Annotated in this window: 21 protein-coding genes; 11 read left to right on the plus strand and 10 right to left on the minus strand. The window is 63.3% G+C overall.

Going from position 1 to position 22,007, the window contains the following annotated elements; translation table 11 throughout:
• Nucleotides 1–18 precede the first annotated feature (18 nt).
• The 4 genes from DEM27_RS09775 to DEM27_RS09790 all read right to left on the minus strand — a co-directional run bounded on the left by DEM27_RS09775 (nucleotide 19) and on the right by DEM27_RS09790 (nucleotide 4,210).
• Nucleotides 19–603 (minus strand): DUF2239 family protein, encoded by a 585-nt coding sequence (locus DEM27_RS09775; RefSeq protein WP_109458023.1) that lies wholly within the window; start codon nucleotides 601–603, stop codon nucleotides 19–21.
• Between the two features lie 91 nt (nucleotides 604–694).
• Nucleotides 695–1,456, minus strand: a complete 762-nt coding sequence (locus tag DEM27_RS09780) for an ABC transporter permease (protein WP_109458024.1) — start codon at nucleotides 1,454–1,456, stop codon at nucleotides 695–697.
• Complete coding sequence (locus DEM27_RS09785; RefSeq protein ID WP_109458025.1) at nucleotides 1,453–2,385, minus strand: ABC transporter ATP-binding protein; 933 nt, start codon at nucleotides 2,383–2,385, stop codon at nucleotides 1,453–1,455. The genes DEM27_RS09780 and DEM27_RS09785 overlap by 4 nt, the downstream gene beginning before the upstream one ends.
• A 526-nt stretch (nucleotides 2,386–2,911) precedes the next feature.
• Nucleotides 2,912–4,210, minus strand: a complete 1,299-nt coding sequence (locus tag DEM27_RS09790) for an extensin-like domain-containing protein (protein WP_109458026.1) — start codon at nucleotides 4,208–4,210, stop codon at nucleotides 2,912–2,914.
• A gap of 296 nt (nucleotides 4,211–4,506) precedes the next feature.
• Here DEM27_RS09790 and DEM27_RS09795 point away from each other — a divergent pair, with 296 nt between their 5' ends.
• The 3 genes from DEM27_RS09795 to DEM27_RS09805 all read left to right on the plus strand — a co-directional run bounded on the left by DEM27_RS09795 (nucleotide 4,507) and on the right by DEM27_RS09805 (nucleotide 6,905).
• Entirely contained in the window at nucleotides 4,507–4,998 is a 492-nt protein-coding gene (locus DEM27_RS09795) for a hypothetical protein (protein WP_109458027.1), read from the plus strand.
• A gap of 27 nt (nucleotides 4,999–5,025) precedes the next feature.
• On the plus strand, nucleotides 5,026–5,415 hold the full coding sequence (locus DEM27_RS09800; RefSeq protein ID WP_109458028.1) for an acyl-CoA thioesterase: 390 nt from the start codon (nucleotides 5,026–5,028) through the stop codon (nucleotides 5,413–5,415).
• A 125-nt stretch (nucleotides 5,416–5,540) separates the two neighbouring features.
• On the plus strand, nucleotides 5,541–6,905 hold the full coding sequence (locus DEM27_RS09805; protein ID WP_109458029.1) for a DUF4214 domain-containing protein: 1,365 nt from the start codon (nucleotides 5,541–5,543) through the stop codon (nucleotides 6,903–6,905).
• Nucleotides 6,906–6,920: 15 nt separating this feature from the next.
• On the opposite strand, the gene DEM27_RS09810 is transcribed toward DEM27_RS09805, so the two are convergent.
• On the minus strand, nucleotides 6,921–7,274 hold the full coding sequence (locus tag DEM27_RS09810) for a DMT family protein (RefSeq protein ID WP_109458030.1): 354 nt from the start codon (nucleotides 7,272–7,274) through the stop codon (nucleotides 6,921–6,923).
• Nucleotides 7,275–7,608: 334 nt separating this feature from the next.
• Between DEM27_RS09810 and DEM27_RS09815 the strand changes: the two genes are divergently transcribed.
• The 4 genes from DEM27_RS09815 to DEM27_RS09830 all read left to right on the plus strand — a co-directional run bounded on the left by DEM27_RS09815 (nucleotide 7,609) and on the right by DEM27_RS09830 (nucleotide 13,709).
• Nucleotides 7,609–9,606, plus strand: a complete 1,998-nt coding sequence (locus tag DEM27_RS09815) for a putative bifunctional diguanylate cyclase/phosphodiesterase (protein WP_109458031.1) — start codon at nucleotides 7,609–7,611, stop codon at nucleotides 9,604–9,606.
• Nucleotides 9,607–9,697: 91 nt separating this feature from the next.
• Complete coding sequence (gene uvrB, locus DEM27_RS09820) at nucleotides 9,698–12,682, plus strand: excinuclease ABC subunit UvrB (protein ID WP_109458032.1); 2,985 nt, start codon at nucleotides 9,698–9,700, stop codon at nucleotides 12,680–12,682.
• A 131-nt stretch (nucleotides 12,683–12,813) separates the two neighbouring features.
• Nucleotides 12,814–13,287 carry a YqhG/Tai3 family protein gene (locus DEM27_RS09825; protein ID WP_109458033.1) on the plus strand — a complete coding sequence of 158 codons (474 nt, stop codon included), beginning with the start codon at nucleotides 12,814–12,816 and terminating at the stop codon, nucleotides 13,285–13,287.
• Between the two features lie 209 nt (nucleotides 13,288–13,496).
• Entirely contained in the window at nucleotides 13,497–13,709 is a 213-nt protein-coding gene (locus tag DEM27_RS09830; protein WP_109458034.1) for a hypothetical protein, read from the plus strand.
• A 61-nt stretch (nucleotides 13,710–13,770) separates the two neighbouring features.
• Here DEM27_RS09830 and DEM27_RS09835 read toward each other — a convergent pair whose 3' ends face one another.
• The gene (locus tag DEM27_RS09835; protein WP_109458035.1) at nucleotides 13,771–14,364 is read right to left on the minus strand and encodes a J domain-containing protein; all 594 of its coding nucleotides are present in this window, start codon (nucleotides 14,362–14,364) and stop codon (nucleotides 13,771–13,773) included.
• A 578-nt stretch (nucleotides 14,365–14,942) separates the two neighbouring features.
• Between DEM27_RS09835 and DEM27_RS09840 the strand changes: the two genes are divergently transcribed.
• On the plus strand, nucleotides 14,943–15,155 hold the full coding sequence (locus tag DEM27_RS09840; protein ID WP_109458036.1) for a cold-shock protein: 213 nt from the start codon (nucleotides 14,943–14,945) through the stop codon (nucleotides 15,153–15,155).
• 153 nt (nucleotides 15,156–15,308) lie between these two features.
• Here DEM27_RS09840 and dusA read toward each other — a convergent pair whose 3' ends face one another.
• Nucleotides 15,309–16,322 carry a tRNA dihydrouridine(20/20a) synthase DusA gene (dusA, locus tag DEM27_RS09845; protein WP_109458037.1) on the minus strand — a complete coding sequence of 338 codons (1,014 nt, stop codon included), beginning with the start codon at nucleotides 16,320–16,322 and terminating at the stop codon, nucleotides 15,309–15,311.
• A 121-nt stretch (nucleotides 16,323–16,443) separates the two neighbouring features.
• Between dusA and DEM27_RS09850 the strand changes: the two genes are divergently transcribed.
• The 3 genes from DEM27_RS09850 (at nucleotide 16,444) to DEM27_RS09860 (ending at nucleotide 19,745) form a co-directional block, all read left to right on the plus strand.
• A complete protein-coding gene (locus DEM27_RS09850; protein WP_109458038.1) occupies nucleotides 16,444–17,142 on the plus strand; it encodes a fumarylacetoacetate hydrolase family protein in 699 nt (232 codons plus the stop codon).
• 13 nt (nucleotides 17,143–17,155) lie between these two features.
• Entirely contained in the window at nucleotides 17,156–17,692 is a 537-nt protein-coding gene (locus tag DEM27_RS09855) for a gamma carbonic anhydrase family protein (RefSeq protein WP_109458039.1), read from the plus strand.
• A gap of 145 nt (nucleotides 17,693–17,837) precedes the next feature.
• Complete coding sequence (locus tag DEM27_RS09860) at nucleotides 17,838–19,745, plus strand: caspase family protein (protein ID WP_109458040.1); 1,908 nt, start codon at nucleotides 17,838–17,840, stop codon at nucleotides 19,743–19,745.
• Between the two features lie 17 nt (nucleotides 19,746–19,762).
• Here the strand turns inward: DEM27_RS09860 and DEM27_RS09865 are convergent, their stop codons facing one another.
• Genes DEM27_RS09865 through DEM27_RS09875 form a run of 3 tightly spaced genes read right to left on the minus strand, consistent with a single transcriptional unit; the run spans nucleotide 19,763 to nucleotide 21,940 of the window.
• Nucleotides 19,763–20,161, minus strand: a complete 399-nt coding sequence (locus tag DEM27_RS09865; protein WP_109458041.1) for a Fur family transcriptional regulator — start codon at nucleotides 20,159–20,161, stop codon at nucleotides 19,763–19,765.
• Nucleotides 20,161–20,988, minus strand: coding sequence for a zinc ABC transporter permease subunit ZnuB (gene znuB, locus DEM27_RS09870; RefSeq protein ID WP_109458042.1), 828 nt, complete (start codon nucleotides 20,986–20,988; stop codon nucleotides 20,161–20,163). The genes DEM27_RS09865 and znuB overlap by 1 nt, the downstream gene beginning before the upstream one ends.
• Nucleotides 20,981–21,940 carry an ATP-binding cassette domain-containing protein gene (locus DEM27_RS09875; RefSeq protein WP_109458043.1) on the minus strand — a complete coding sequence of 320 codons (960 nt, stop codon included), beginning with the start codon at nucleotides 21,938–21,940 and terminating at the stop codon, nucleotides 20,981–20,983. The genes znuB and DEM27_RS09875 overlap by 8 nt, the downstream gene beginning before the upstream one ends.
• Nucleotides 21,941–22,007: the final 67 nt, after the last annotated feature.

Below are 22,007 nucleotides of genomic sequence, written 5' to 3' on the forward strand. Positions count from 1 at the left end.
CCTCAGTTTCGAAAGCAATCAAGCTGTCGCAAAGGCCGGCGCTGCGAGCCGCCGCGCATGGTCTCTCAGATCCCGCGGCCAGATTTCGCTCAGCCTGTCAAAGGCCGTCCCGTCCTTTGCATACAGCGCCCGGGTCGCCTCTTCGTAGCCGGGCTGGTTGCCGAGCATCGCCAGCAGGAAACGATCCGCCGCCTGCTGGGCATCGCGGACGCCGGGCACGCCGGCAGACCCCTCGTTGCGGGCCGCATCCACCAGCTTGCGCAGCGCCACCGAGGCGCCGCCGGGCTGGCCGGAGAGCCATTCCCAATGCCGCGGCAGAAGCGTCACCTCGCGGGCGACGACGCCGAGTTTCGGCCGTCCCGCCCCGCGCCTGGCCGCCTCCGCCGCCGGCTCCGTGGCCGGCCGCAGCCGCGCGGCAATTTCCGCGTCGGTGCCGCGCAGGTCGAAATCCACCTGGCGGCCGCTGCGGTCGTCGAAGGCAAGAATCGATAACGCGGGATCGCCGGCAAGCGCCGCCTTGATCGACAACGCCACGTCGAGCGGTGCCCCCGAGGCCAGCAGCGCATCCCCGGCAAACGCCGTCACAGTGTTTGAAACAGTCATGATAAATCTCCTGCACAATGGATGCAGGAGATTTATCCGGGTAAAATACCCTTGTCAATAACATCCGGATAAAATTATCCGGACGGCACGATCAGCTCTTCAGCCGGTAACCGGTCTTGAAGATCCAATGCAGGATGACGAGGCAGACCACCAAAAACAGCGTCACCATGCCGAGGCTGATCAGCGGATTGACGTCGGCGATGCCGTAAAAGCTCCAGCGGAAACCGCTGACGAGGTAGAGCACCGGGTTGAGGTGGCTCACCGCCTGCCAGAAGGGCGAGAGCATGTTGATCGAATAGAAGCTGCCGCCGAGGAAGGTCAGCGGCGGCACGACGAGCATCGGCACGAGGTTGAGCTGCTCGAAATTCTTCGCCCAGATGCCGATCATGAAGCCGAACAGGCTGAAACTGACGGCGGTGAGCACGAAGAACAGCACCATCATCAACGGATGCTCGATGCGGATATCGACGAAGAAGGTGGCGGTTGCCAGAATGATGGCGCCGATGATCATGCCCTTGGTCGCCGCCGCACCGACGAAACCGATGATGATCTCGCTCATCGCCACCGGCGCCGACAGGATTTCGTAGATGGTGCCGACGAATTTCGGGAAATAGATGCCGAAGGAACCGTTGCCGATGCACTGGCCGAGCAAGGTCAGCATGATCAGGCCGGGAGTGATGAAGGCACCATAGGAGACGCCATCGACTTCCTGGATGCGCGAGCCGATCGCCGCGCCGAAGACGATGAAATAGAGCGACGTGGAGATGACGGGAGAAACGACGCTCTGCAGCAGCGTCCGCCGCGTGCGCGCCATTTCGAACAGGTAGATGGCCTTGATCGCCTCGAAATTCATTTGTCCTCTCCCACGAGCTGGACGAAGATGTCCTCGAGCGAGCTTTGCCGCGTCGAGAGATCCTTGAAATGGATGTTTTCCGCCGCCAGTTGCCGCAGCAGCGTCGCGATCGTCGCCTGCTCGTGCTCATGTTCGGCATCGAAATCATAGACCAGCGTATTGCCTTCGGCACCGATGGACAGGCCGCGAATGGCGAGCCCCGCCGGCAGGGCAACCAGCGGCTCGGTGAGATCGAGGATCAGTTGCTTGCGGCCGAGCTTCTTCATCAGCGCCGCCTTTTCCTCGACGAGCAGCAGGCGACCGCCATTGATCACGCCGACGCGGTCGGCGATCTCTTCCGCTTCCTCGATGTAGTGCGTCGTCAGGATGATGGTCACGCCGCTTTCGCGCAGCCGCTCCACCACCTGCCACATGTCCTTGCGCAACGTCACGTCGACGCCGGCGGTCGGCTCGTCGAGAAACAGCACGCGCGGCTCGTGCGACAGGGCCTTGGCGATCAGCACCCGCCGCTTCATGCCGCCGGAAAGCTCGCGCAGCATGCTGTCGCGCTTCTCCCAGAGCGACAGATCACGGAGGATCTTCTCGACATAAGCCGGATTCGCTTTCTTGCCGTGCAATCCGCGGGAAAAACTCACGGTGTTGAACACGGTCTCGAACTGGTCGGTCGTCAGCTCCTGCGGCACCAGCCCGATCAGCGTGCGTGTCTCGCGAAAATCCCGGATGACGTCATAACCGCCGACCGTGACGTCGCCGCCGCTGGGATTGACGATGCCGCAGATGATCGAGATCATCGTCGTCTTGCCGGCGCCGTTCGGGCCGAGCAGCGCCAGGATCTCGCCCTCCTCGATGTCGAGGCTGACGCCCTTCAAGGCCTGGAAGCCGTTGGAATAGGTCTTGGTCAGGTTTCTGATGGAAACGATCGGGGTCATGGGGGAAACTTCTGCGGGATTTTTGAGGACCACAGCTATATAGCCGCTCCGCCCCCTGCGAAAAGCCCCTCGCTGAAAGAACGCACTGTTCCGGTTAACGGGATAATCAGCCGAAAACGCTGTAGAAGACCTGCAACGGGATGACGATCAGGGATATCCCGCCACCGCGCCCGCCGCAGCGAGAATATTATCAATCCGAAGGCGGCGGCATGTCTTCCCCTGTGGACAAAGCCTGGGGCACCATGCGGGCAGAGGGTGCGTCCCGGTTTCGTCATCAAACCGTGACGTTCTTCCAGCATAAGGGCCGCATGGCAAGCAACGCGACCCGCCCTGCCGCCTCGTCCTGTCCCAGGCGGGTCCGTGATCACCAATTCATTGCACCGCCGGTTTTTTCGCTTGACCCGACGTTTTTGGCAGCACGCGTTTCAATAACGGATTTTCAGCACCGTCAACGGAGCCATTGCCTCAACCCCTCGCATTGGCTCCCTTTCAGCCGGCCCTGCGCCGGCTTCTTTTTTGCCGTCGTTCAATCACAATGGCGGTAGCCGGATTTGCGGCTGCGAAGATCGAAGTGGAAATGATCCTTATGATGCGGATCGCTGCCCGGGCCGAGCACGGTGTTGAAATATTTGCAGCTGTCGCTGCGCACCGCCTTCAAGAGCCCCTTTTCGCGGAAGGCGAAGAAACCCTTCTTGCGCACGTCGATCTGCTTGCCGTTGTTGAGGACGAACTTGCCGACATCAATGGCATTGCCGCGGGCATGTTCCGACCAGGGATTGCGGGAGCCGGAATTCATCCGGCGGCAGGAATAGCCGCCCATCGGCACCACCGTCTTGACGCCCGACCAGTAGCGGCCGCGCGCTGCCGGCGCCAGTTCGTTCTTCACCCACTTGGCGAAGGCAAGCGTCACCTGGCAGTTCAGCTTCACCGCCGGCTTGACGCCGATGCCGCCGGAAAGCCCCTTGAGTTCGACGGGATAGGGAATGCCGCAGGTCGCGCCCTTGGAGATCGGCGCGAGGTCGGTGAAGATCACGCCCATGCGCTTGAGTTCCGCCCGGCAACTGCGTTCGGAAACCGGCATTTCGCCGGTCGATTGCCGCGCGATCGTCGGGTTTTCGGCGCGCGGCAGGAAAGCCACCTCCTGCTCTTCGTCGATCTTCGGCAGGCGCCGGCGCGGCTGTTCGGTATCGGAGGCGTTTTCCCAGCCCGACTGGCCGCCGATTTCCTGCTGCACTTCGCTTTCCGGCAGCCCGGCCTCGCCTGTGTCCTGCGAAGCAAGCTGCATCGGGTCGTCGGTGCCGATGCCGTCGACCACCGGCTGGCTGGCATTGCCCTCGGCGATTTCCAACGCCTGCTCCTGCGCCAGCCCCACCACTGGTTGCCGGTTGCCGGTAGATGCGACGCCAAGCCCGGCGTCCATGTTGACGCCGCCTTCCGGCACCGTCAGCGGCTGCACGCCCATGGCGGTGTCGAGCCCGTTGCCGGAGGTCGTCGCCTCGTCACTGTCGATCATCGGCAGGCGCCTGCGCCCGACCGGTTGCCCGGCCGTCGTGGTGGTCACCGGCTCGACAACCGCCGTATCGGACAGGGATTGCTGGTTGCCGATCGCCAATCCGGCATCGCTGACGGGGTTGGGTGTCGAATAGGCCGTCTGCCGCTCGATTCGCCGTCCTCCCACCGGCTCGACGGGCTCGATCGCGCCGACGAGATCGCCGTCGTCGAAACGGGCGGATGGCGCAAGGCCGTCACCGGCGGAACAGGCCGCCAAAGCCGTCGACAGGAATACCGGCGCCACGGAACGCCGCAGAAAGGAACCAAACGCCATACAACAGTCTCTTCCGCAACGTTTGCCGCTCCGAAGTGCCGGAACGGATCAACTGTGCCAATTCAAAAAGCCGGGAAACGACATTTCTGTGTCCGAAAGGAACGCAGACGACCCGGAGATGCTCAAAACCGGCAACGGAATCGAACTTTAGCAAAAGATGGTAAACGGAGGGTTTCGGCATGTTTCTCCCCCCGTATCCTGTGACCATTCTGGGGTATCGTCGCCTTCGCGCTTGCCATGCAGGGGGCGGCGCTGTCATCTTCCCACTATCGCGTCGTCTCCATGGAGTCATGCACATGCGCCACAGAACCGGCCTGCCCCTGATCCTCGTCGCCTGCCTTGCGCTCACCTCGACCGCGCGGGCCGCCAGCCAGAATTGCGAGGCGTGGACCGCGGGCCTGGAGGACGACGAAGGCGGCCCGACCATGACGGCCGGCGTCTGCAATTCGCGCCTGGAGCCGCCCGGCCAGATCCGCGTCCAGTGCGGCGGCGAAGGCGCGCTGATGCTGCGGTATCTGCCCGGCGGCAAGGCCCCTTATCCCGGAGACGGCTTCGAAACCGATGCGAGCTTCACCGACGGCACGACCACCGTCGTCGCCCACCTCCTCCTCGAAGCCATGGATGGCGCGCTCACCACGGCGGTCACGGCCGGCAGTCCGCTGGAGGTCTTGCTGGCCAAGGGCAGCAGCCTGACGATCGCCCCCGCCCGCGCCGGCCTGAAGCAGGAGACCTTCACCCTCAAGAAATCGTCGGCCGCCCTCTCCAAGCTCAAGGCGAGTTGCCGATAAACAGCATGACGAAAGCAGGACATTTGCATGACAGACAATGAACGGCCGGCCGGCGAACTGACGCTGCGCACCCTCGCCATGCCGGGTGACGCCAACGCCGCCGGCGATATCTTCGGCGGCTGGGTCATGGCGCAGATGGACCTTGCCTCCGGCATCCGCGCCGCCGAACGCGCCCACGGCCGCGTCGTCACCGCCGCCGTCAAGGAAATGGCCTTCCAGCTGCCGGTGAAGATCGGCGATACGTTGTGCGTCTACACCGATATCGTCGCCGTCGGGCGGACTTCGATCACGCTGTCGGTGGAGAGCTGGGCACAACGATACCTGACGCCGCACATGGAGAAGGTGACGGGCGCCACCTTCGTCATGGTGGCGCTCGACGGCGACGGCAAGCCGAAACCCGTGCCCGCAGAAGAATAAATCAAAAATTAATCATCGACACGACACTATAGACGCCAATTTTTCATTTTATTCTATCGGAACTCAAGAAAATCTTGGTTGACGGCCCATCGTGAAGCCGGGGAAACAACAGACAGGACGAGACGATGACCAACATTACATGGCTCAATCAGGGAATCGTCAGCCCGGCATTGAAGGCGCAGCTCGAAACGTTGACGCGGTCGGCGGCGGATTACATCAACAGTTTTCTGGCACGGCCGGTCAATTTCGATATCTCGATGAATGTCGACAATTCCTACCCGCGCTTTGCCGGCAATGCGACGACAACATCCGGCAACGATCCGGCCCGGCCGGATCTCTGGGAAGGCGTCGGCATCCACCAGGCCCGCACAGGGGTCGAGGTCGGCGGCTACGACACGCAGATGACCATCAACCAGGCCTATCTCGAAGCCCTGTTCCTCGATCCCACCCCGGCCACGAGCAACGACCTGCCGAGCGGCAAGACCGACGGCTTTTCCGTGCTGGTGCATGAAATGATGCACGGCCTCGGCTTCGTCGGCTGGACGGATTGGTCCACCTACCAGAACACCACCGGTTATTCCGCGCCCTACGACTATCTGATCAGCGTCAGCAACGGCCGGCCCTACTTCGTCGGCGAGACAGCCATGCGGGTTTATGGCGACGCCGTGCCCTTGACCGCCGGCAACGTCTTCCATGTCGGCAACAGCAGCGGCGACGGCCAGAATCTCGTGCCCGACCTGATGAACGGAGTCGTCTATAATTACGCGACCCGCTACACGATGAGCGATCTCGACCTCGCCTTTCTGGCCGATTTCGGCATCGGCACGATCCGCTCCGATATCCTGAAGGCCACCGCCGGCGCCGACAATATCGCTGCCGGCGGCGGTAACGACATCATCCGGGCCGCCGGCACATCCGCCGACATCTTCGACGGCGGCGCCGGTTCGGATATGGTCATCTACGCCGGCTCGCGGTCCGCCTACGGCAGCGACTGGCAAAACGACGGTTCCATCCGCGTCTCGAAGGGCGGGGCGACCGACAGCCTCTTCTCGATCGAGCGCATCCGCTTCGACGACGGCGACCTCGTCTTCGACATCGGCAGCGCCAATGGTGCTGCCGCGTACCGCCTCTATGGCGGCGCCTTCGACCGGACGCCGGATGAAGGCGGCCTTCGTTTCTGGATCGACCAGTGGCTGGACGCGGGCCGCTCGCTCAAGGATGCTGCCGCGCAGTTCATCGGCAGCGCCGAATTCACGGGCCTCTACGGCACCGGCCTGAGCGACCGGCAATTTGTCGACCAGCTCTACCTCAACGTCCTGCACCGCGCCGGCGAAGGCGCCGGCACGGCCTATTGGTACGACTATCTGGCAACCCACCGGGGCGAACGGGCGGACGTGCTGGTGCAATTCACCCAGCTTGCGGAGTTCGTCGGCAACAGCGCCGCCAACATCAACGACGGCTACTGGGTTACGCCGGACAGCATTGCCTGACCGGCCAAGCGCCGCTTACGCCCGGAAAACGAAACTGGCGCCGAGTGCGATCAGCGCAAAGCCGATTGCGTGGTTCCAGGTCAGGCCTTCCTTCAGCCAGAAGACGGAAAAACCGGCGAAGACCAGCAGGGTGATCACCTCCTGGATCGTCTTCAGCTGCGCCGTCGTGTACACGGCCGATCCGATGCGATTGGCCGGCACGGCAAGGCAATATTCGAAGAAGGCAATACCCCAGCTCGCAATGATGGCAATCCAGATTGCGCTGCCCTTGTGCTTGAGGTGGCCGTACCAGGCAAACGTCATGAACACGTTCGATGCGATCAGCATGACGATCGGCCACACGGCCGAAGGAGTGAAAAAAGCAGGCATGGGGAATCACCTTGGAAAGTGCGGTTGGACCTGCACCATTTTGCCGGTGGGAGGAAGATTTCAAGAGGCTGGAGACCTAGAAATTCCACGATGCGCGCAAAACGGGTGCGCAGTGCAATATCCGCCCGGCCAACGCGCCGCGCCGGTTCATACATCCCACTGAAATTCTTTGCAGATTTTTTGCGAACGAACTCTTGGTAAAGATTCCGTAAGCAACCTGCGCTCGGCATTGAGCATCTGTATTAAACGAAAATTATCAGATCACGGATATGATCAGACTTGATTTCGATCATCAGTGGTTTGTGGGACGGGCGCCCGTCCGTCGTGGGTGGGTATGGCTGACAATTATCAGACCGAGATCTCCGTCAGGGAGTTTCTACCGGAGATCAAAGCCGCCCAGGCGACGGCGATCATGGCCGCCGTCAAATCCTCGATCTATTTCAACCTGTGCATCTCCGCTTCCGCCGTGCTGATTGCCGTGGTGGTCAACGGTCCCTCGGCCTCGATGTTCGTCTGGCTCGCGATCGCCCACACCATCCTAGCGTTGCGCTTTTCTTTTCAGCGCGGCATGGATGCCCGCTTCGTGGCGGCGGGACGGGCCGATACCGCCCTGCGCGTGCTGAGCTACGGCTCGTTCGCCAGCGGCATGGCATGGGCCGCCCTGCCCTTCTTTATCATGGATTTCAACGGCGGCGGCAAGGATGCCTTCCTTCTGCTGATCATGGTCGGCATCGCCGCCGGCGGCGTCATCAGGCATATCGCCTACAGTCCGGTGGCGCTGACCTTCGCCATGCCGCCGATGATGTCCATCGTCTTTACCCTTGCGGTGGAAGGATCGAGCGCCTCGACGATCCTGGCGCTCAATGTCGTCGGCCTTCTGGTCGTGCTTTACAAAAGCAGCGTCGCCGGGGAAGCCACCTTCGCCAACAACGAGCTGGGCAAGCTGCGGGCCACCCGACTGGCCAACTCGTTACGCGAGGCCAATGCCGACATCATGCAGAAGAATGCCCGGCTGGAAATGCTCGCCAACTGTGACCCGCTGACTGGCCTGTCCAACCGCGCCCTGTTCAGCAGCAGGCTCAAGGAGCATATCGCTTCCGCCGACGCGTTCGGCCAGGACGTCGCCCTGCTGATCATCGACCTCGACCGGTTCAAGTCGATCAACGATACGCTCGGCCACAGTGCCGGCGATTCCGTCCTGGTGCAGACGAGTGCGCGCCTGCGCGCCGTGATCGGCTCCAAGGGCGAAATCGCCCGGCTCGGCGGCGACGAATTCGCCATCATCGTCACCGGCACGGATGCCACCCGGACGGCAAGGCTCGCCGCCCGCGACATTCTCAAGAAGACCAGGGCTCCGCTCACGGTTGGCGGCGGTGCTTTCGTGATCGGCACGTCGATCGGCCTTGCCGCCTTTCCGCAGCATGCCGAGACCGCCGAGGAACTGCTCGCCTGCGCCGACATGGCGCTCTACGAAGCCAAGGAGCGCGGCCGCCGACGGCTGCAGGAGTTCAACCCGCGGCTCAAGTCGCAGGCCGACCGCCAGCGCCAGATCGAACTGGATCTCGAAGAGGCGATCCGCGCCGGTTCGGTCGAGGCATGGTTCCAGCCGCAGGTTCTCCTGAACAACCGCGAAATCGTCGGTTTCGAAGCCTTGGTTCGCTGGACGCATCCGCGTCTCGGCTACATCACGCCGCCGGAAATCGTCCAGGCGGCCCAGGTCATGCATATCACCGACAAGCTGACGGCGCATATCGCCGCCGCCGCCTGCCGTCTGCTCAATCGCCTGCCGGAGCTCGGCCTGCCCGAAGCCACCGTCGCCATCAACGTCTCGCCGCGCGAATTCTCCTTCTACTCGCTGGCCGACGTCCTGGGGCTGGTGACGAAACAGCACGGCATCAACCCGGCCCTGCTCGAAATCGAGATCACCGAAGAGGCGATCATCGACACCAGCATCGTCGGCAACGAGTTGAAGCGCCTGGAAGAAGCCGGCTACAAGCTTGCCGTCGACGATTTCGGCATGGGCCACTCCTCGCTCGCCTACCTGATCAGCCTGAAGATCGACCGGCTGAAGATCGACCGCTCCTTCGTCGAAGGCGTCGCCAACAGCCGTCACAACCAGGCGCTGATCGCCGCCCTGATCGGTATCGGCCACACGCTGCAGATCGACATCGTCGTCGAAGGCGTCGAGCACGAGGAGGATGTCGAGGTGCTGCGCGTGCTCGGCTGCCGCATCGGCCAAGGCTATCTTTATGCCCGGCCGATGTCTCCGGACAAGCTCGACGGCTGGATCGACGCGCACCGCCAGACGATCACCGCCCGCGCCGTCGCCTGAGGCCTGCGCACCGTCGCGACAGGCGATGGATGTTGCCTTTTTGTACTCTTTGCCTCTTTTCTTTCCGGCGGACTCTCTCCATATTCCGCCCATGGCCAAGTCACCGAAAAAATCCGCCGCCTCGAACCCCGGTTTCGAGGAAGCCCCGCAGGCGTCTTTCGAAGGCGCTCCCCTCTCCGGCTCGGTTGCCGACTGGGTGAAGCAACTCGAAGCCGAGGCGGAGGCATCGGGCGTCGAGACGCAGCGCGAAATCGCCTCCAAGGCCGGCAAACATCGCAAGAAGGTGGAGATCGCCGCCTCCAAGGGTGCCGATAAGAACGCCACGGCCACCAAGACGTCGCGCGGTGTTTCCATAGGCGCCTCCTCCGACCCGCAAACGCGTGCCCGTGCAGGCCTCAACCCGGTCGCCGGCCTCGACATATCGCTGGAGGATGCCGGCGCGCTGGCGCCCGGCGCCGTCACCGCGACAGTGGAGGCGCTGTCGAAACTGATCGAGAGCGGCAATCCGCTGCACAAGAACGGCAAGATCTGGACGCCGCACCGCCCGGCCCGGCCGGACAAGTCGGAAGGCGGCATCGAGATCCGCATGAATTCCGAATACCAGCCGGCCGGCGACCAGCCGACGGCGATCCGCGACCTGGTCGAAGGCCTCGGCAACGGCGAGCGCAGCCAGGTGCTGCTCGGCGTCACAGGCTCGGGCAAGACCTTCACCATGGCCAAGGTAATCGAGGAGACCCAGCGTCCCGCCGTCATCCTGGCGCCGAACAAGACGCTCGCCGCCCAGCTCTATTCCGAATTCAAGAACTTCTTCCCCGACAATGCGGTGGAATATTTCGTCTCCTACTACGATTATTACCAGCCGGAAGCCTACGTGCCGCGCTCCGACACCTATATCGAGAAGGAAAGCTCCATCAACGAGCAGATCGACCGCATGCGCCACTCGGCGACGCGCTCGCTGCTCGAACGCGACGACTGCATCATCGTCGCCTCGGTCTCCTGCATCTACGGTATCGGTTCGGTCGAGACCTATACGGCGATGACCTTCCAGATGTCGGTCGGCGACCGGCTCGACCAGCGCCAGCTGCTCGCCGACCTCGTCGCCCAGCAATACAAACGCCGCGACATGGATTTTACCCGCGGCTCGTTCCGCGTCCGCGGCGATACCATCGAAATCTTCCCGGCCCACCTGGAGGATGCCGCCTGGCGCATCAGCATGTTCGGTGACGAGATCGATGCGATCACCGAGTTCGACCCGCTCACCGGCCAGAAGACCGGCGACCTGAAATCGGTGAAGATCTACGCCAACTCGCACTACGTCACGCCGCGCCCGACCCTGAACGGCGCCATCAAGGCAATCAAGGAAGAGCTGAAGCACCGGCTGGCGGAACTGGAGCAGGCCGGCCGCCTGCTGGAGGCACAGCGCCTGGAGCAACGCACCCGCTACGATCTGGAAATGCTCGAAGCCACCGGCTCCTGCGCCGGCATCGAGAACTATTCGCGTTACCTCACCGGCCGCGATCCCGGCGATCCGCCGCCGACGCTGTTCGAATACATCCCCGACAACGCCCTGGTGTTCATCGACGAAAGCCACGTCACCGTGCCGCAGATCGGCGGCATGTACCGGGGCGACTTCCGGCGAAAGGCGACGCTGGCCGAATACGGCTTCCGCCTGCCCTCCTGCATGGACAACCGGCCGCTGCGCTTCGAGGAGTGGGACGCGATGCGCCCGGACACCATCGCCGTCTCGGCAACCCCCGGCAACTGGGAGATGGAACAGTCCGGCGGCGTCTTCGCCGAACAGGTCATCCGCCCAACCGGCCTCATCGATCCGCCGGTGGAAGTGCGCTCCGCCCGCAGCCAGGTCGACGACGTGCTCGGCGAGATCCGCGAGACCAGTGCAAAGGGGTACCGCACCCTCGTCACCGTGCTGACCAAACGCATGGCCGAAGACCTGACCGAATATCTGCACGAACAGGGCATCCGCGTCCGCTACATGCACTCCGACATCGACACGCTGGAGCGCATCGAGATAATCCGCGACCTGCGCCTCGGCGCTTTCGACGTGCTGGTCGGCATCAACCTGCTGCGCGAGGGCCTCGACATTCCCGAATGCGGTTTTGTCGCCATTCTCGACGCCGACAAGGAAGGTTTCCTGCGTTCAGAGACCTCGCTGGTCCAGACCATCGGCCGCGCCGCGCGTAACGTCGATGGCAAGGTCATCCTTTATGCAGACAATATCACCGGCTCGATGAAGCGGGCGATGGAAGAAACCACCCGCCGCCGCGAAAAGCAGATGGCCTACAATGCCGAGCACGGCATAACCCCGGAATCGGTGAAGGCGCGGATCTCCGACATCCTCGATTCCGTCTACGAGCGCGATCACGTCCGCGCCGACATTTCCGGGGCTTCCGGCAAGGGTTTCGCCGATGGCGGCAACCTTGTCGGCAACAATCTGCAGGCCCATCTCAACGCGCTGGAAAAAGCCATGCGCGACGCGGCTGCCGATCTCGACTTCGAAAAGGCCGCCCGGCTGCGCGACGAGATCAAACGCCTCAAGGCCGCCGAACTCGCCGTCATGGACGACCCGCTCGCCCGCGACGAAGCGCGCGCGCAGGAGCGTGGCGACGGCAAGTCATCGAGCCTCGCCCGCACGGCCAAGACTGCCGACGCGGCACCAAAATCCCTGTTCCAGAAACCCTCGCTCGACGACATGGGACCGGGCACCGACACGGCAACGCCGCTTTTCCGCAAGCCGGACCTCGACGAGATGGGCCGCGACACCACCGATCCCGCCGGTAAGTCGCTGTTCCGCCGCAACACGCTGGACGAGATGACCGTCGGCCGCACCGAAAAACCTGTTGTCGGCCGGACGCCGGAAAAGCCGGCGGAAGCGGTGGGGACGAAAAAACGCTTTTCGCCGCTGATGGAAGGCCAGCCAGAAACGACATCCCGAGGATCGGCGGACGACGTTCGTCCCGTCGTTCGCGGCAAGGTCGGCGCCGGCTCCTACGAAGATCCGGCCGAGCAGAAACGCAAGGGGCGGACGAAGGGCAAGACGGGCCGGCCGGGACGGTGACGGGCGACACTTGATCGCCGCCGCGCCGAAGCCCATGATGCCGGCCGCAGTCGTCGCCCTGGCGGCGTCGCTGCCTGTCCATGACCGTCCGCCCTCATTGCGGGCCAAGAAGCCATACGGGAGATTTTCGCATGCGCCTTGCCACCCTCGCCGTCGGCCTGCTGCTGGCGGCAGCCCATGCCCTGCCCGCCGCCGCCGAAACCTACAAGACGCCGCAGGCGCTGCTGAAAGCCCTCTACGCCTTCAGCCTGCACAGCGAGGACGGCGATCCCGATGCGCCGTCGCTTTATTCGGGCTTCTTCTCCGACCACCTCAACGGCCTGATCAAGGCCGACCGCGACAAGACCCCGGAAGGCGAGATCGGCGCTCTCGATTTCGACCCGGTCATCGCCGGCCAGGACGGACAGCCGAGCGACCTCAAGATCGGCCAGCCGCTGATCCTCGACAATTCCGCCGAGGTCGAAGTCGAGTTCATCAATTTCGAGCCGGTCAAGCTCCACTACACGCTGGTGAAACAGGGCGGCGGCTGGAAGGTCGATGACATCGCCAAGCAGGATGGCGAGTACCCGTGGAGCCTGGGGGCGATTTTCGCGGGCGGGCAGTAGGCGCGGCACAAGCAAGGGGGCGGCTGGCGAGGAACCCCGCCCTGGCAAACCCCGCTCGAAGCCGGCGCAGGCATCGCCTTCGTCGTCAGAAAAGGCTGTCGAACACATAACCTTTATCTATCCGCGACTTCTTATACATGGGCTTTTAAATCTCTCTCAACCTCCTCCATGCTATTGCCAAGGCTGCCAGCCAGGAGAAGGAGAGTTACATGGCGCTGATCGATTTCAAGAACACGCACAATCAGCCCGTTTACGTCAATCCTGCGCACGTAGCCTATATTGCCGTATTCGAAGAGGACGTTACGATCATCGCGCTGGCGGTGACCGGCGCTGGCGGCAAGCCGGTTGCTCTGTATGTTCGCGGCGACATCGATCATATCCATCACCGCCTGAGCACGCCGCCGATCCGACACGCGGCGTAAAAACCGCCGCCGGAAGACGTGACTGGCCTTGCCGGTTGCAGCCCGTCAGGACAGCCGGAACCTATTCCGCCGCCTTCGGCATCATCGGCAGTTCGCCACCTTCCAGTTCATAAGAGTATCCCTCGAGCATGGCATAGGCGTGCTCGATCGTTTCGATCTGCGCCTCCGCCTTGCGGATGGCATCGGCGATCGACTGGCTGCGGGCGCGCAGCATCGAGCCCAGCACGTCGTTGCCCGGACGCCGGCCCAGCCGGTCGACATGTTTTCGCACGCGTGAGCGGTGGCGCTCCAACTCCAGAATATGGAAGCGGCTCTTGACGATATCGTCGGACAGCTTTCGCCGCATGGCGGCGACGGGATCGTAACTGCCCGGTTCACGCTCGTCGAGGATGAAGTCGTTGACCAGCATCTCCAGCATCAGCGCGCCTTCCAGATCCTTGGCATCGGCCAGTTGCGGATCATAGCCGGTGTCGTCGTAGACCTTGCGGCGCACGGGATCGCGCAGCAGATCGTAGGCAAGCTGCAGCCGGCCGAAATGCTCGACGTCGCCGCCGGAATCGGGATGGGCGTGTTTTGCCGTCTTGCGCCAGGCAAGCTTGATCGTCTGATCGTCGGCATCCCGTCCAACTCCGAGCACTTCATAGGGATCGATCACGCCATCCGTCCTTCTTCCGTCACCTGCCCGCACCTTGAGACCTACTCCCGCGTTCCGCCGGCTTCAAGCCCCGAAGCACCAGGCATTCGCCGCCATCATTGGCAGCAGTCGCGACGAAATTGTGGTGGGCCAGGCTTTTCCGTGGCAGCAGCCGGTTTCGGCGCCGGCGATTTCCACAGGAGTTTTCTCGGCTAAGTGCAGGAATTCACAGGGCGGATGGCAAGCGTCGAAAAAATCTGTGGTTTGCCGAAGCCTCGCCCGCCTGCCGGCGGCAATGCCGACAGGCGACGGCTGGCACGGAAACCGTAAAATGCCTTCCAAGACGCTTTGTATCTTGCTTTTTACAACATTTGCTGGCAGTCATGTGGCCGTTCGGGCACTAACATCCCGGAGACTGGACAGATTTGTAGATGTCGGCAGGTCCCATGTGTCCGCCGGCTGCCCGGAATGACGGGCGCGTAGACGTTCTTTCCCCGACCGTGACGACTCGACTGACCTTCTGCGGCAACGCGGCAGGGTACACCGCCTGGGCAAAGAACACCCGGGCAATCTAACTGAAGAGGGAAGGAACCTTCATCATGGCCACCAAAGGCACCGTAAAATTCTTCAACCAGGACAAGGGCTTCGGCTTCATCACCCCGGAAGGCGGCGCAAAGGACGTATTCGTCCACATCTCCGCCCTGCAGGCATCTGGCATCCAGACCCTGCGTGATGGCCAGCAGGTCACGTTCGACACCGAGCCGGATCGCATGGGCAAGGGCCCGAAGGCCGTCAACATCACGGCTGACTAATCCTGCCGCGATACGAGATTTGATCCGGCTCACGTCGGGTCCGGACGGCGCTCCTCGGGGCGCCGTTTCTGTTTGAGGCACGCTCAGCGTGTGCAGGGCGCGACGCTCCGGTTCAGGAAGACCTGACTTGCCTGTGTGCAGAACGGGCCGGCATCAGGCACTCCGCACATCGCGCCCGGTATCGAGCTCAACGGCGGCAAAAGCAGCGGCGATTACCTCCGGCCCTGCTCCCGGCCGGTTGGCATCGGTGGACAGGATCTGGCGGAAACGCCGCGCCCCGGCAAGCCCCTGGAACAGGCCGACCATATGGCGGGTGACGTGGTGCAGCTTGCCGCCAGCGGCCATGTGCCGCGCAGCATAAGCCATCATCGTGTCGCGCACACCGTCCCAGTCCGCCGCCCGGGCCGGCGCATCGTAGAAACGACGGTCGACATCCGCCAGCAGCGCCGCATGCTGGTAGGCGGCCCGGCCCAGCATCACGCCGTCCATGTGCTCCAGATGCATCGCCGCCGCATCGAGATCGGCAATGCCGCCGTTGATGCCGAGAAAAACGTCCGGGTTCTCCCGCTTCATCCGGTAGACGAGCGGATAGTCGAGCGGCGGAACCTCCCGGTTTTCCTTCGGCGACAATCCCTGCAGCCAGGCTTTGCGCGCATGGATCCAGATGGCGTCCGCACCCGCACCGATCATCCGCCGCAGGAAATCCGGCAGCACCGCTTCCGGCTCCTGGTCGTCGACGCCGATGCGGCATTTTACCGTCACCGGCAGCGTCGTGACCCGCTTCATCGCCGCAACGCAGGCTTCCACCGTCTGCGGTTCGCGCATCAGGCAGGCGCCGAAGGTGCCGGACTGCACCCGGTCGGAGGGACAGCCGACATTGAGGTTGATTTCGTCATAGCGATAATCCGCCGAAATCCGCACCGCCTCGACAAGCTTGCCGGTGTCCGACCCGCCCAACTGCAGGGCGACCGGATGTTCGGAGACATCATGCCCGAGCAGGCGATCCCGCGGCCCATGAATGATCGCATCCGCCACCACCATCTCGGTGTATAGCAGCGCATGGCGGGTAAGCACCCGGTGGAAATAGCGACAATGAGTATCGGTCCAGTCGATCATCGGCGCAACCGCGAAGATCTTCCGGCCGTTCCTGAGAGCATCGGCATACATGGGCAAAAACCTTTTGTTGGCCGCCCCATACACCAAAATCCGCCGCAAGGCCAGTTTCCACAACCGGCGGAAAAGGTGCTAGGCTGCGCGGCAGGATTCGACCTTTCGTTTGTGAGCCTTCATGTCCGCCGACCGTTCCACCGTTTTCGCCGCGCCGTCCCCCGTCCTTCTTCCGGTCGACGGTTCGACCGACGCCTTCCCCGTCCGCCGCGTCTATTGCGTCGGCCGTAATTATGCGGCGCATGCCATCGAAATGGGCGGAGATCCCGATCGCGAGCCGCCGTTCTTCTTCCAGAAAAATCCGGAGAACCTGCTTCTCGCCGACGGCGTCTTTCCCTACCCGCCGCTGACGGAGGATGTGCATCACGAAGTGGAATGCGTCGTGGCGCTCCAGTCCGGCGGCAGCGAGATCGCTGCCGGGAGCGCGCTCGATTGCGTCTACGCTTATGCGGTCGGCATCGATTTCACCCGCCGCGACCTGCAGGCGCTTGCCAAGAAGGACGGCCGGCCATGGACCGCCGCCAAGGCTTTCGAACATTCCGCCCCCACCTCGCCGCTGGTGCCGGCAGCCCGCATCGGCCATCCCTCGCAGGGCGCCGTCTGGCTCGACGTCAACGGCAGCCGCGCCCAGACCGGCGACCTCAACCAGATGATCTGGAAGGTGCCGGAAATCATCGCCGAACTGTCGAAACTCGTCACGCTCGCCGCCGGCGACGTGATCATGACCGGCACGCCATCGGGCGTCGGCCCGGTGCGGCGCGGCGACACCGTCGTGTGCGGCATCGACGGCATCGCCCGCCTGTCGCTGTCGGTCGCCTGAAGGAGAACCGCCCATGCCCCTTTACGCACTTGCCGACCTGCTGCCGCAGACGCCCGGCCCCGGCCGCTTCTGGATCGCGCCGGATGCGCATGTCATCGGCCAGGTGATCCTCGGCGGCGATGTCGGCATCTGGTTCGGCGCCGTGCTGCGCGGCGACAACGAACCGATCACCATCGGCGAAGGCTCCAACGTCCAGGAAGGCGTGATGATCCATGTCGATCCCGGCTTTCCCGCCACCATCGGCAAGGGCTGCACCATCGGCCACCACGCCATCATCCACGGCTGCACCATCGGCGACAATTCCCTGATCGGCATGGGCGCCACGGTGCTGAACGGCGCCCGGATCGGCAAAAACTGCCTGGTCGGCGCCAATGCGCTGGTGACGGAAGGCAAGGAATTTCCCGACAACTCGCTGATCGTCGGCGCTCCGGCCAAGGCCATCCGCACGCTCGACGACAAGGCCGTGGAGGGCCTGCGCCGGTCGGCGGAGAGCTATGTCGCCAACTGGCAGCGCTTCGCACGCGATCTCAGGCCGCTCGACGACGCCTGAAACCTGGGGAACAGGCAGCAGGAAAATGCCGGTCCGGAAGCCCGGGAGGCCTTTCGGCCCCGCCAGACTTGTTGCATCATGCTGGGACGGACGGCGGGAGGCCGCCGGCAGGAAATGAACCACCAGCGACCCCGGGGGATTCGCGATGCTGTTTCGTGCCGCCTTGTTCTTGTTTGCCTTGCTTTTCTTTCATTCGGCGCATGCCGAACGCAAGGTGGCGCTGCTGATCGGCAACGCCACCTATTCCGCGCCAGCCACCGAACTGCGCAATCCGCCGAATGATATCGCGGCGATCGGCGCGATGCTGACCGGTGCGGATTTCGACGTTACCGTTATCACCAATGTCGGTCGCTCGGCGATGTCGGCAGCGCTTGCCGGCTTCGAGGAAAAGGCCCGCGGCGCTGATGTCGGCCTGATCTATTATTCCGGTCATGGCATGGAAATCAGCGGTACGAACTACCTCCTGCCGATAGACGTCAAGCTCGCCTCCGACCGGGACGTGAAATACGAGGCAATCGCCCTAGAGGATCTGCTGGTGGCGCTGGATGGCGTGAAGACGCTGAAACTGGTGCTGCTGGACGCCTGCCGCGACAATCCTTTCCTCACGGCGATGAAACGGCTGGCGACCAAGGGCATTCCGAGCCGCGGGCTTGCACGCGTCGAGACGGCCGAGAGCAACCTGCTCGTCGGTTATGCCACCGCGCCCGGCGACGTGGCGCTGGACGGCGACGGAGAAAACAGCCCCTATGCCTCGGCCCTCGTCCGCCATCTGGTCGAGCCGGGCGTCGAGGTGGAAACCGCGCTCCGCGCCGTCGCCAAGGATGTTTTCGAAGCGACCGGCGGCAAGCAGAGGCCGTTCAAGACCGGCTCCCTGTTCGAGACCGTGATGCTCGGTCCGCTTTCGGCAACCGTCGCGCCGGCCGCCAAGGGCGATGTCTCCGTCGATCCCTGCCGCGATGCAACGGCGCACTGGACGGAAATCAAGTCCCGCAACAACAAGGCGCTGTTCGAGGAGCACGTAAGACTGTTCGGCTCCTGCGCCTTCGCGTCGCTGGCACGGCAGGAAATCGCGACGCTGGAAGCGGCAAGCCGCGGCACGGAGGAAAACGATTGCGACCACCTGGCCGCGGCGACGAACGATCCGTTCAAGCTCGCCTCCATCAAGGGTATCGATTTCGATGCCCTTGACGGCCCGCGCGCCGTTGAAGCCTGCAAGGCGGCACGCGCCGCCTATCCGACGGAAAAACGTTTCTTCTATCAATACGGACGCGCCCTCGACAGCACGGGCAATTTTGTCGAGGCCATGACCGAATACAGGAAAGCGGCCGATCTCGGAAACACGCTTGCGATGCGCAACATCGGCATTCTCTACGACAATGGCGAAGGCGTCGAGAAAGACCCGAAGGAAGCATTGAACTGGTTCCGGAAGTCAGCCGATCTCGGCAATGCCGCAGCAATGAACTCCGTCGGTTACAAGTACGAAAGCGGTGACGGGGTGAAGGCGGATATGCGCGAAGCAATCGCCTGGTATCGCAAGGCCGCGGATGGCGGCAACGCCGCCGCCATGACCAACCTCGGTTATGCCTATGAGACGGCCAACGGCGTCAAGCGCGACTATAAGGAAGCAATGACGTGGTATGTCAAGGCGGCCGATCTCGGCAGCGCGCAGGCGATGAACAATATCGGCGTGCTTCATGAAAAAGGGCAAGGCGTCCGCCAGGACTACAAGGAAGCGGTCGCCTGGTATCGCAAGGCCGCCGGCAATCGCAGCGAATATGCGGAAAAGAACCTCGCCGGCCTGCTGGACGGAGACAAGGCCGGGCCGCCGGACCGCCGCCAGGCAGCCCTGCATATGGAAAATGCCTTGCGTCTCGGCCATGACCTGGCGCTCAAGGAGATGAAAGAAAAAGCCTCGGGCTGGTCCGTGGAATTCCGCAAGGAGCTGCAGCAGCGTCTCAAGGATGCGGGCGTCTACAATGGCACGATCGACGGGCGTTTCGGACCATCGACCTTTGCCTCGATCGAAGCGATCTTCGGAAAGCGGGCCAACTGAGCGACGAAACCTGCGCGTCAGGCGGCGCAGGCAGAGCAGAGGCCGCGGATTTCGATCGTGGTCTTTTCCGCCTTGAAGCGCTTGGACTTGACGAAGGCGTCTAGCCTGTCGTCGACGGCATGGTCGTGGAATTCCTCGACATGGCCGCAGCTGTTGCAGATCGCGAAGGCGACGGTGCCGTGGCGGCAGCAATTGTCGTTCGGATGGGCGCAGGCAACGAAGGCGTTCAGGCTCTCCAGCCGGTGCACCATGCCGAATTCCAGCAGTTTTTCCAGCGCCCGGTAGACCTGCAAGGGCGCGCGAAATCCATGGTCGCGCAGCTTGTCGAGGATCGTGTAGGCGCTCATCGGCTGGTCGGCGCGCGACAGCACGTCGAAGACGAGACCCTGGTTCTTGGTCAGTTGCTGGGCGTTCATCAGTGATGTCCTCCATGCGAATGTCCGGCCCCCGCCTCGATCTTGCGACCGATCGGCAACAGGCTGAGAATGAAGAGAAGCAGCGCCGCGACGACGATCGAGGGACCGGACGGCGTGTCGTAATGCAGCGAGCCGAACAGACCGCCGACCACCGCCAGCGCGCCGATCAGCGAGGCGAGCACCGCCATGATTTCCGGCGTCGAGGAAAAGCGGCGGGCGGTCGCGGCAGGAATGATCAGCAGCGAGGTGATCAGCATGATGCCGACGATCTTCATGGCGATGGCAATCACCAGCGCCATCAGCAGCATGAAATAGAGGCGTGCCTTTTCCGGCTGCAGGCCTTCCGCCTCGGCAATCTCCGGATTGACCGTCGAGGCCAGCAACGGCCGCCAGAGGTAGACGATGGCAAACAGCACCAGCACGCCGCCGCCCCAGATGAGCTGGATATCGGCGGTGGTGACGGCGAGAATATCGCCGAACAGGAAAGCAACGAGATCGATGCGCACCCATGTCATGAAGGCAACCATCACCAGGCCGATCGCCAGCGTCGCATGCGACAGAATGCCGAGCAGCGCATCCGCCGACAGTGCGCCGCGCCGCTGCAGCAGAAGCAGGATGATCGAGACCAGGGCAGCGACGAAGAAGACGCTGAGGATGAGGTTGAGATCGAACAGCAGCGACAGCGCCACGCCGAGAAGCGCCGAATGCGCCATGGTGTCGCCGAAATAGGCCATGCGCCGCCAGATGATGAAGCAGCCGAGCGGGCCGGTGGTCAATGCCAGGCCGACGCCGGCGACGATGGCGCGAACGAAGAAATCGTCAAACACGACGGGCACCCTCCCCGGCCGGATGATGATGGGGGTGATGCAGGTGCCGGCGGTGATGGCCGCAACCGCATTCCGGCCCATGCTCATGATCGGCGGCCGGATGCGCGTCACGACCGCCTTCGTCGGCGGCATGAGGGTGATCGTGGTCGTGATGGCCGTCGTCGGGATGGCAATGGTCGGTCACCGAACCGTCCTCATGCAGCACGCGGCCGTCCGGCAGATGGGTATGATCGTGATGGTGGCTGTAGACCGCCAGCGTCTCCGACGCCCGCGCGCCAAAAAGCCGGCGGTATTCCGGGCTCTGGCTGACGGCCTGCGGCGTGCCGCGGCAGCAGACATGGCCGTTGAGGCAGATCACCGTGTCGGTCTCGGCCATCACCACATGCAGATCGTGCGAGATCAGCAGGATGCCGCATCCGGCCGTGTTGCGGATCGACTTGATGAGGTCGTAGAGGGCGATCTCGCCGGAAAAATCGACGCCCTGCACCGGTTCGTCGAGCACCAGCAGATCCGGCTTGCGGGCAATGGCACGGGCCAGCAGCGCCCGCTGGAATTCGCCGCCGGACAGGTGCTGCACTTCGGCGCCGGCCATATGGCTCATGCCGACGGAGGCCAGCGCCGCCGCGATCTCCCGGTCCGGCAACGGGCCGGTCAGCGTCATCAGGCGGCGCACGGTGAGCGGCAGCGTCCAGTCGATGGCAAGCTTTTGCGGCACGTAGCCGACCTTTAGCCCTGCCCTGCGCTCGACATGGCCTTCGTCCGGCTTCAGCACGCCGATCGCCGCCTTGGCGCTGGTCGACTTGCCGGAACCGTTCGGGCCGATCAGGGTGACGATCTCGCCGGGCGAAACGGAGAATTCGACGCCACGCACCGGCCAGCGGCCGTTGCGGCGCACGCCGACATTGTGGAGGGACACCAGCGGGTTCGCCGGGGAAACGGAAACCTTGAGCATATTTTTTCCGGAGCAGTGTTGCGCATCGCTATGACACACGTTATAGCATAACGCAATTGATGTAATA

Origin of the sequence: Rhizobium album (genome assembly GCF_003122325.1) — a bacterium.
GTDB classification, from domain to species: Bacteria; Pseudomonadota; Alphaproteobacteria; order Rhizobiales; family Rhizobiaceae; genus Metarhizobium; species Metarhizobium album.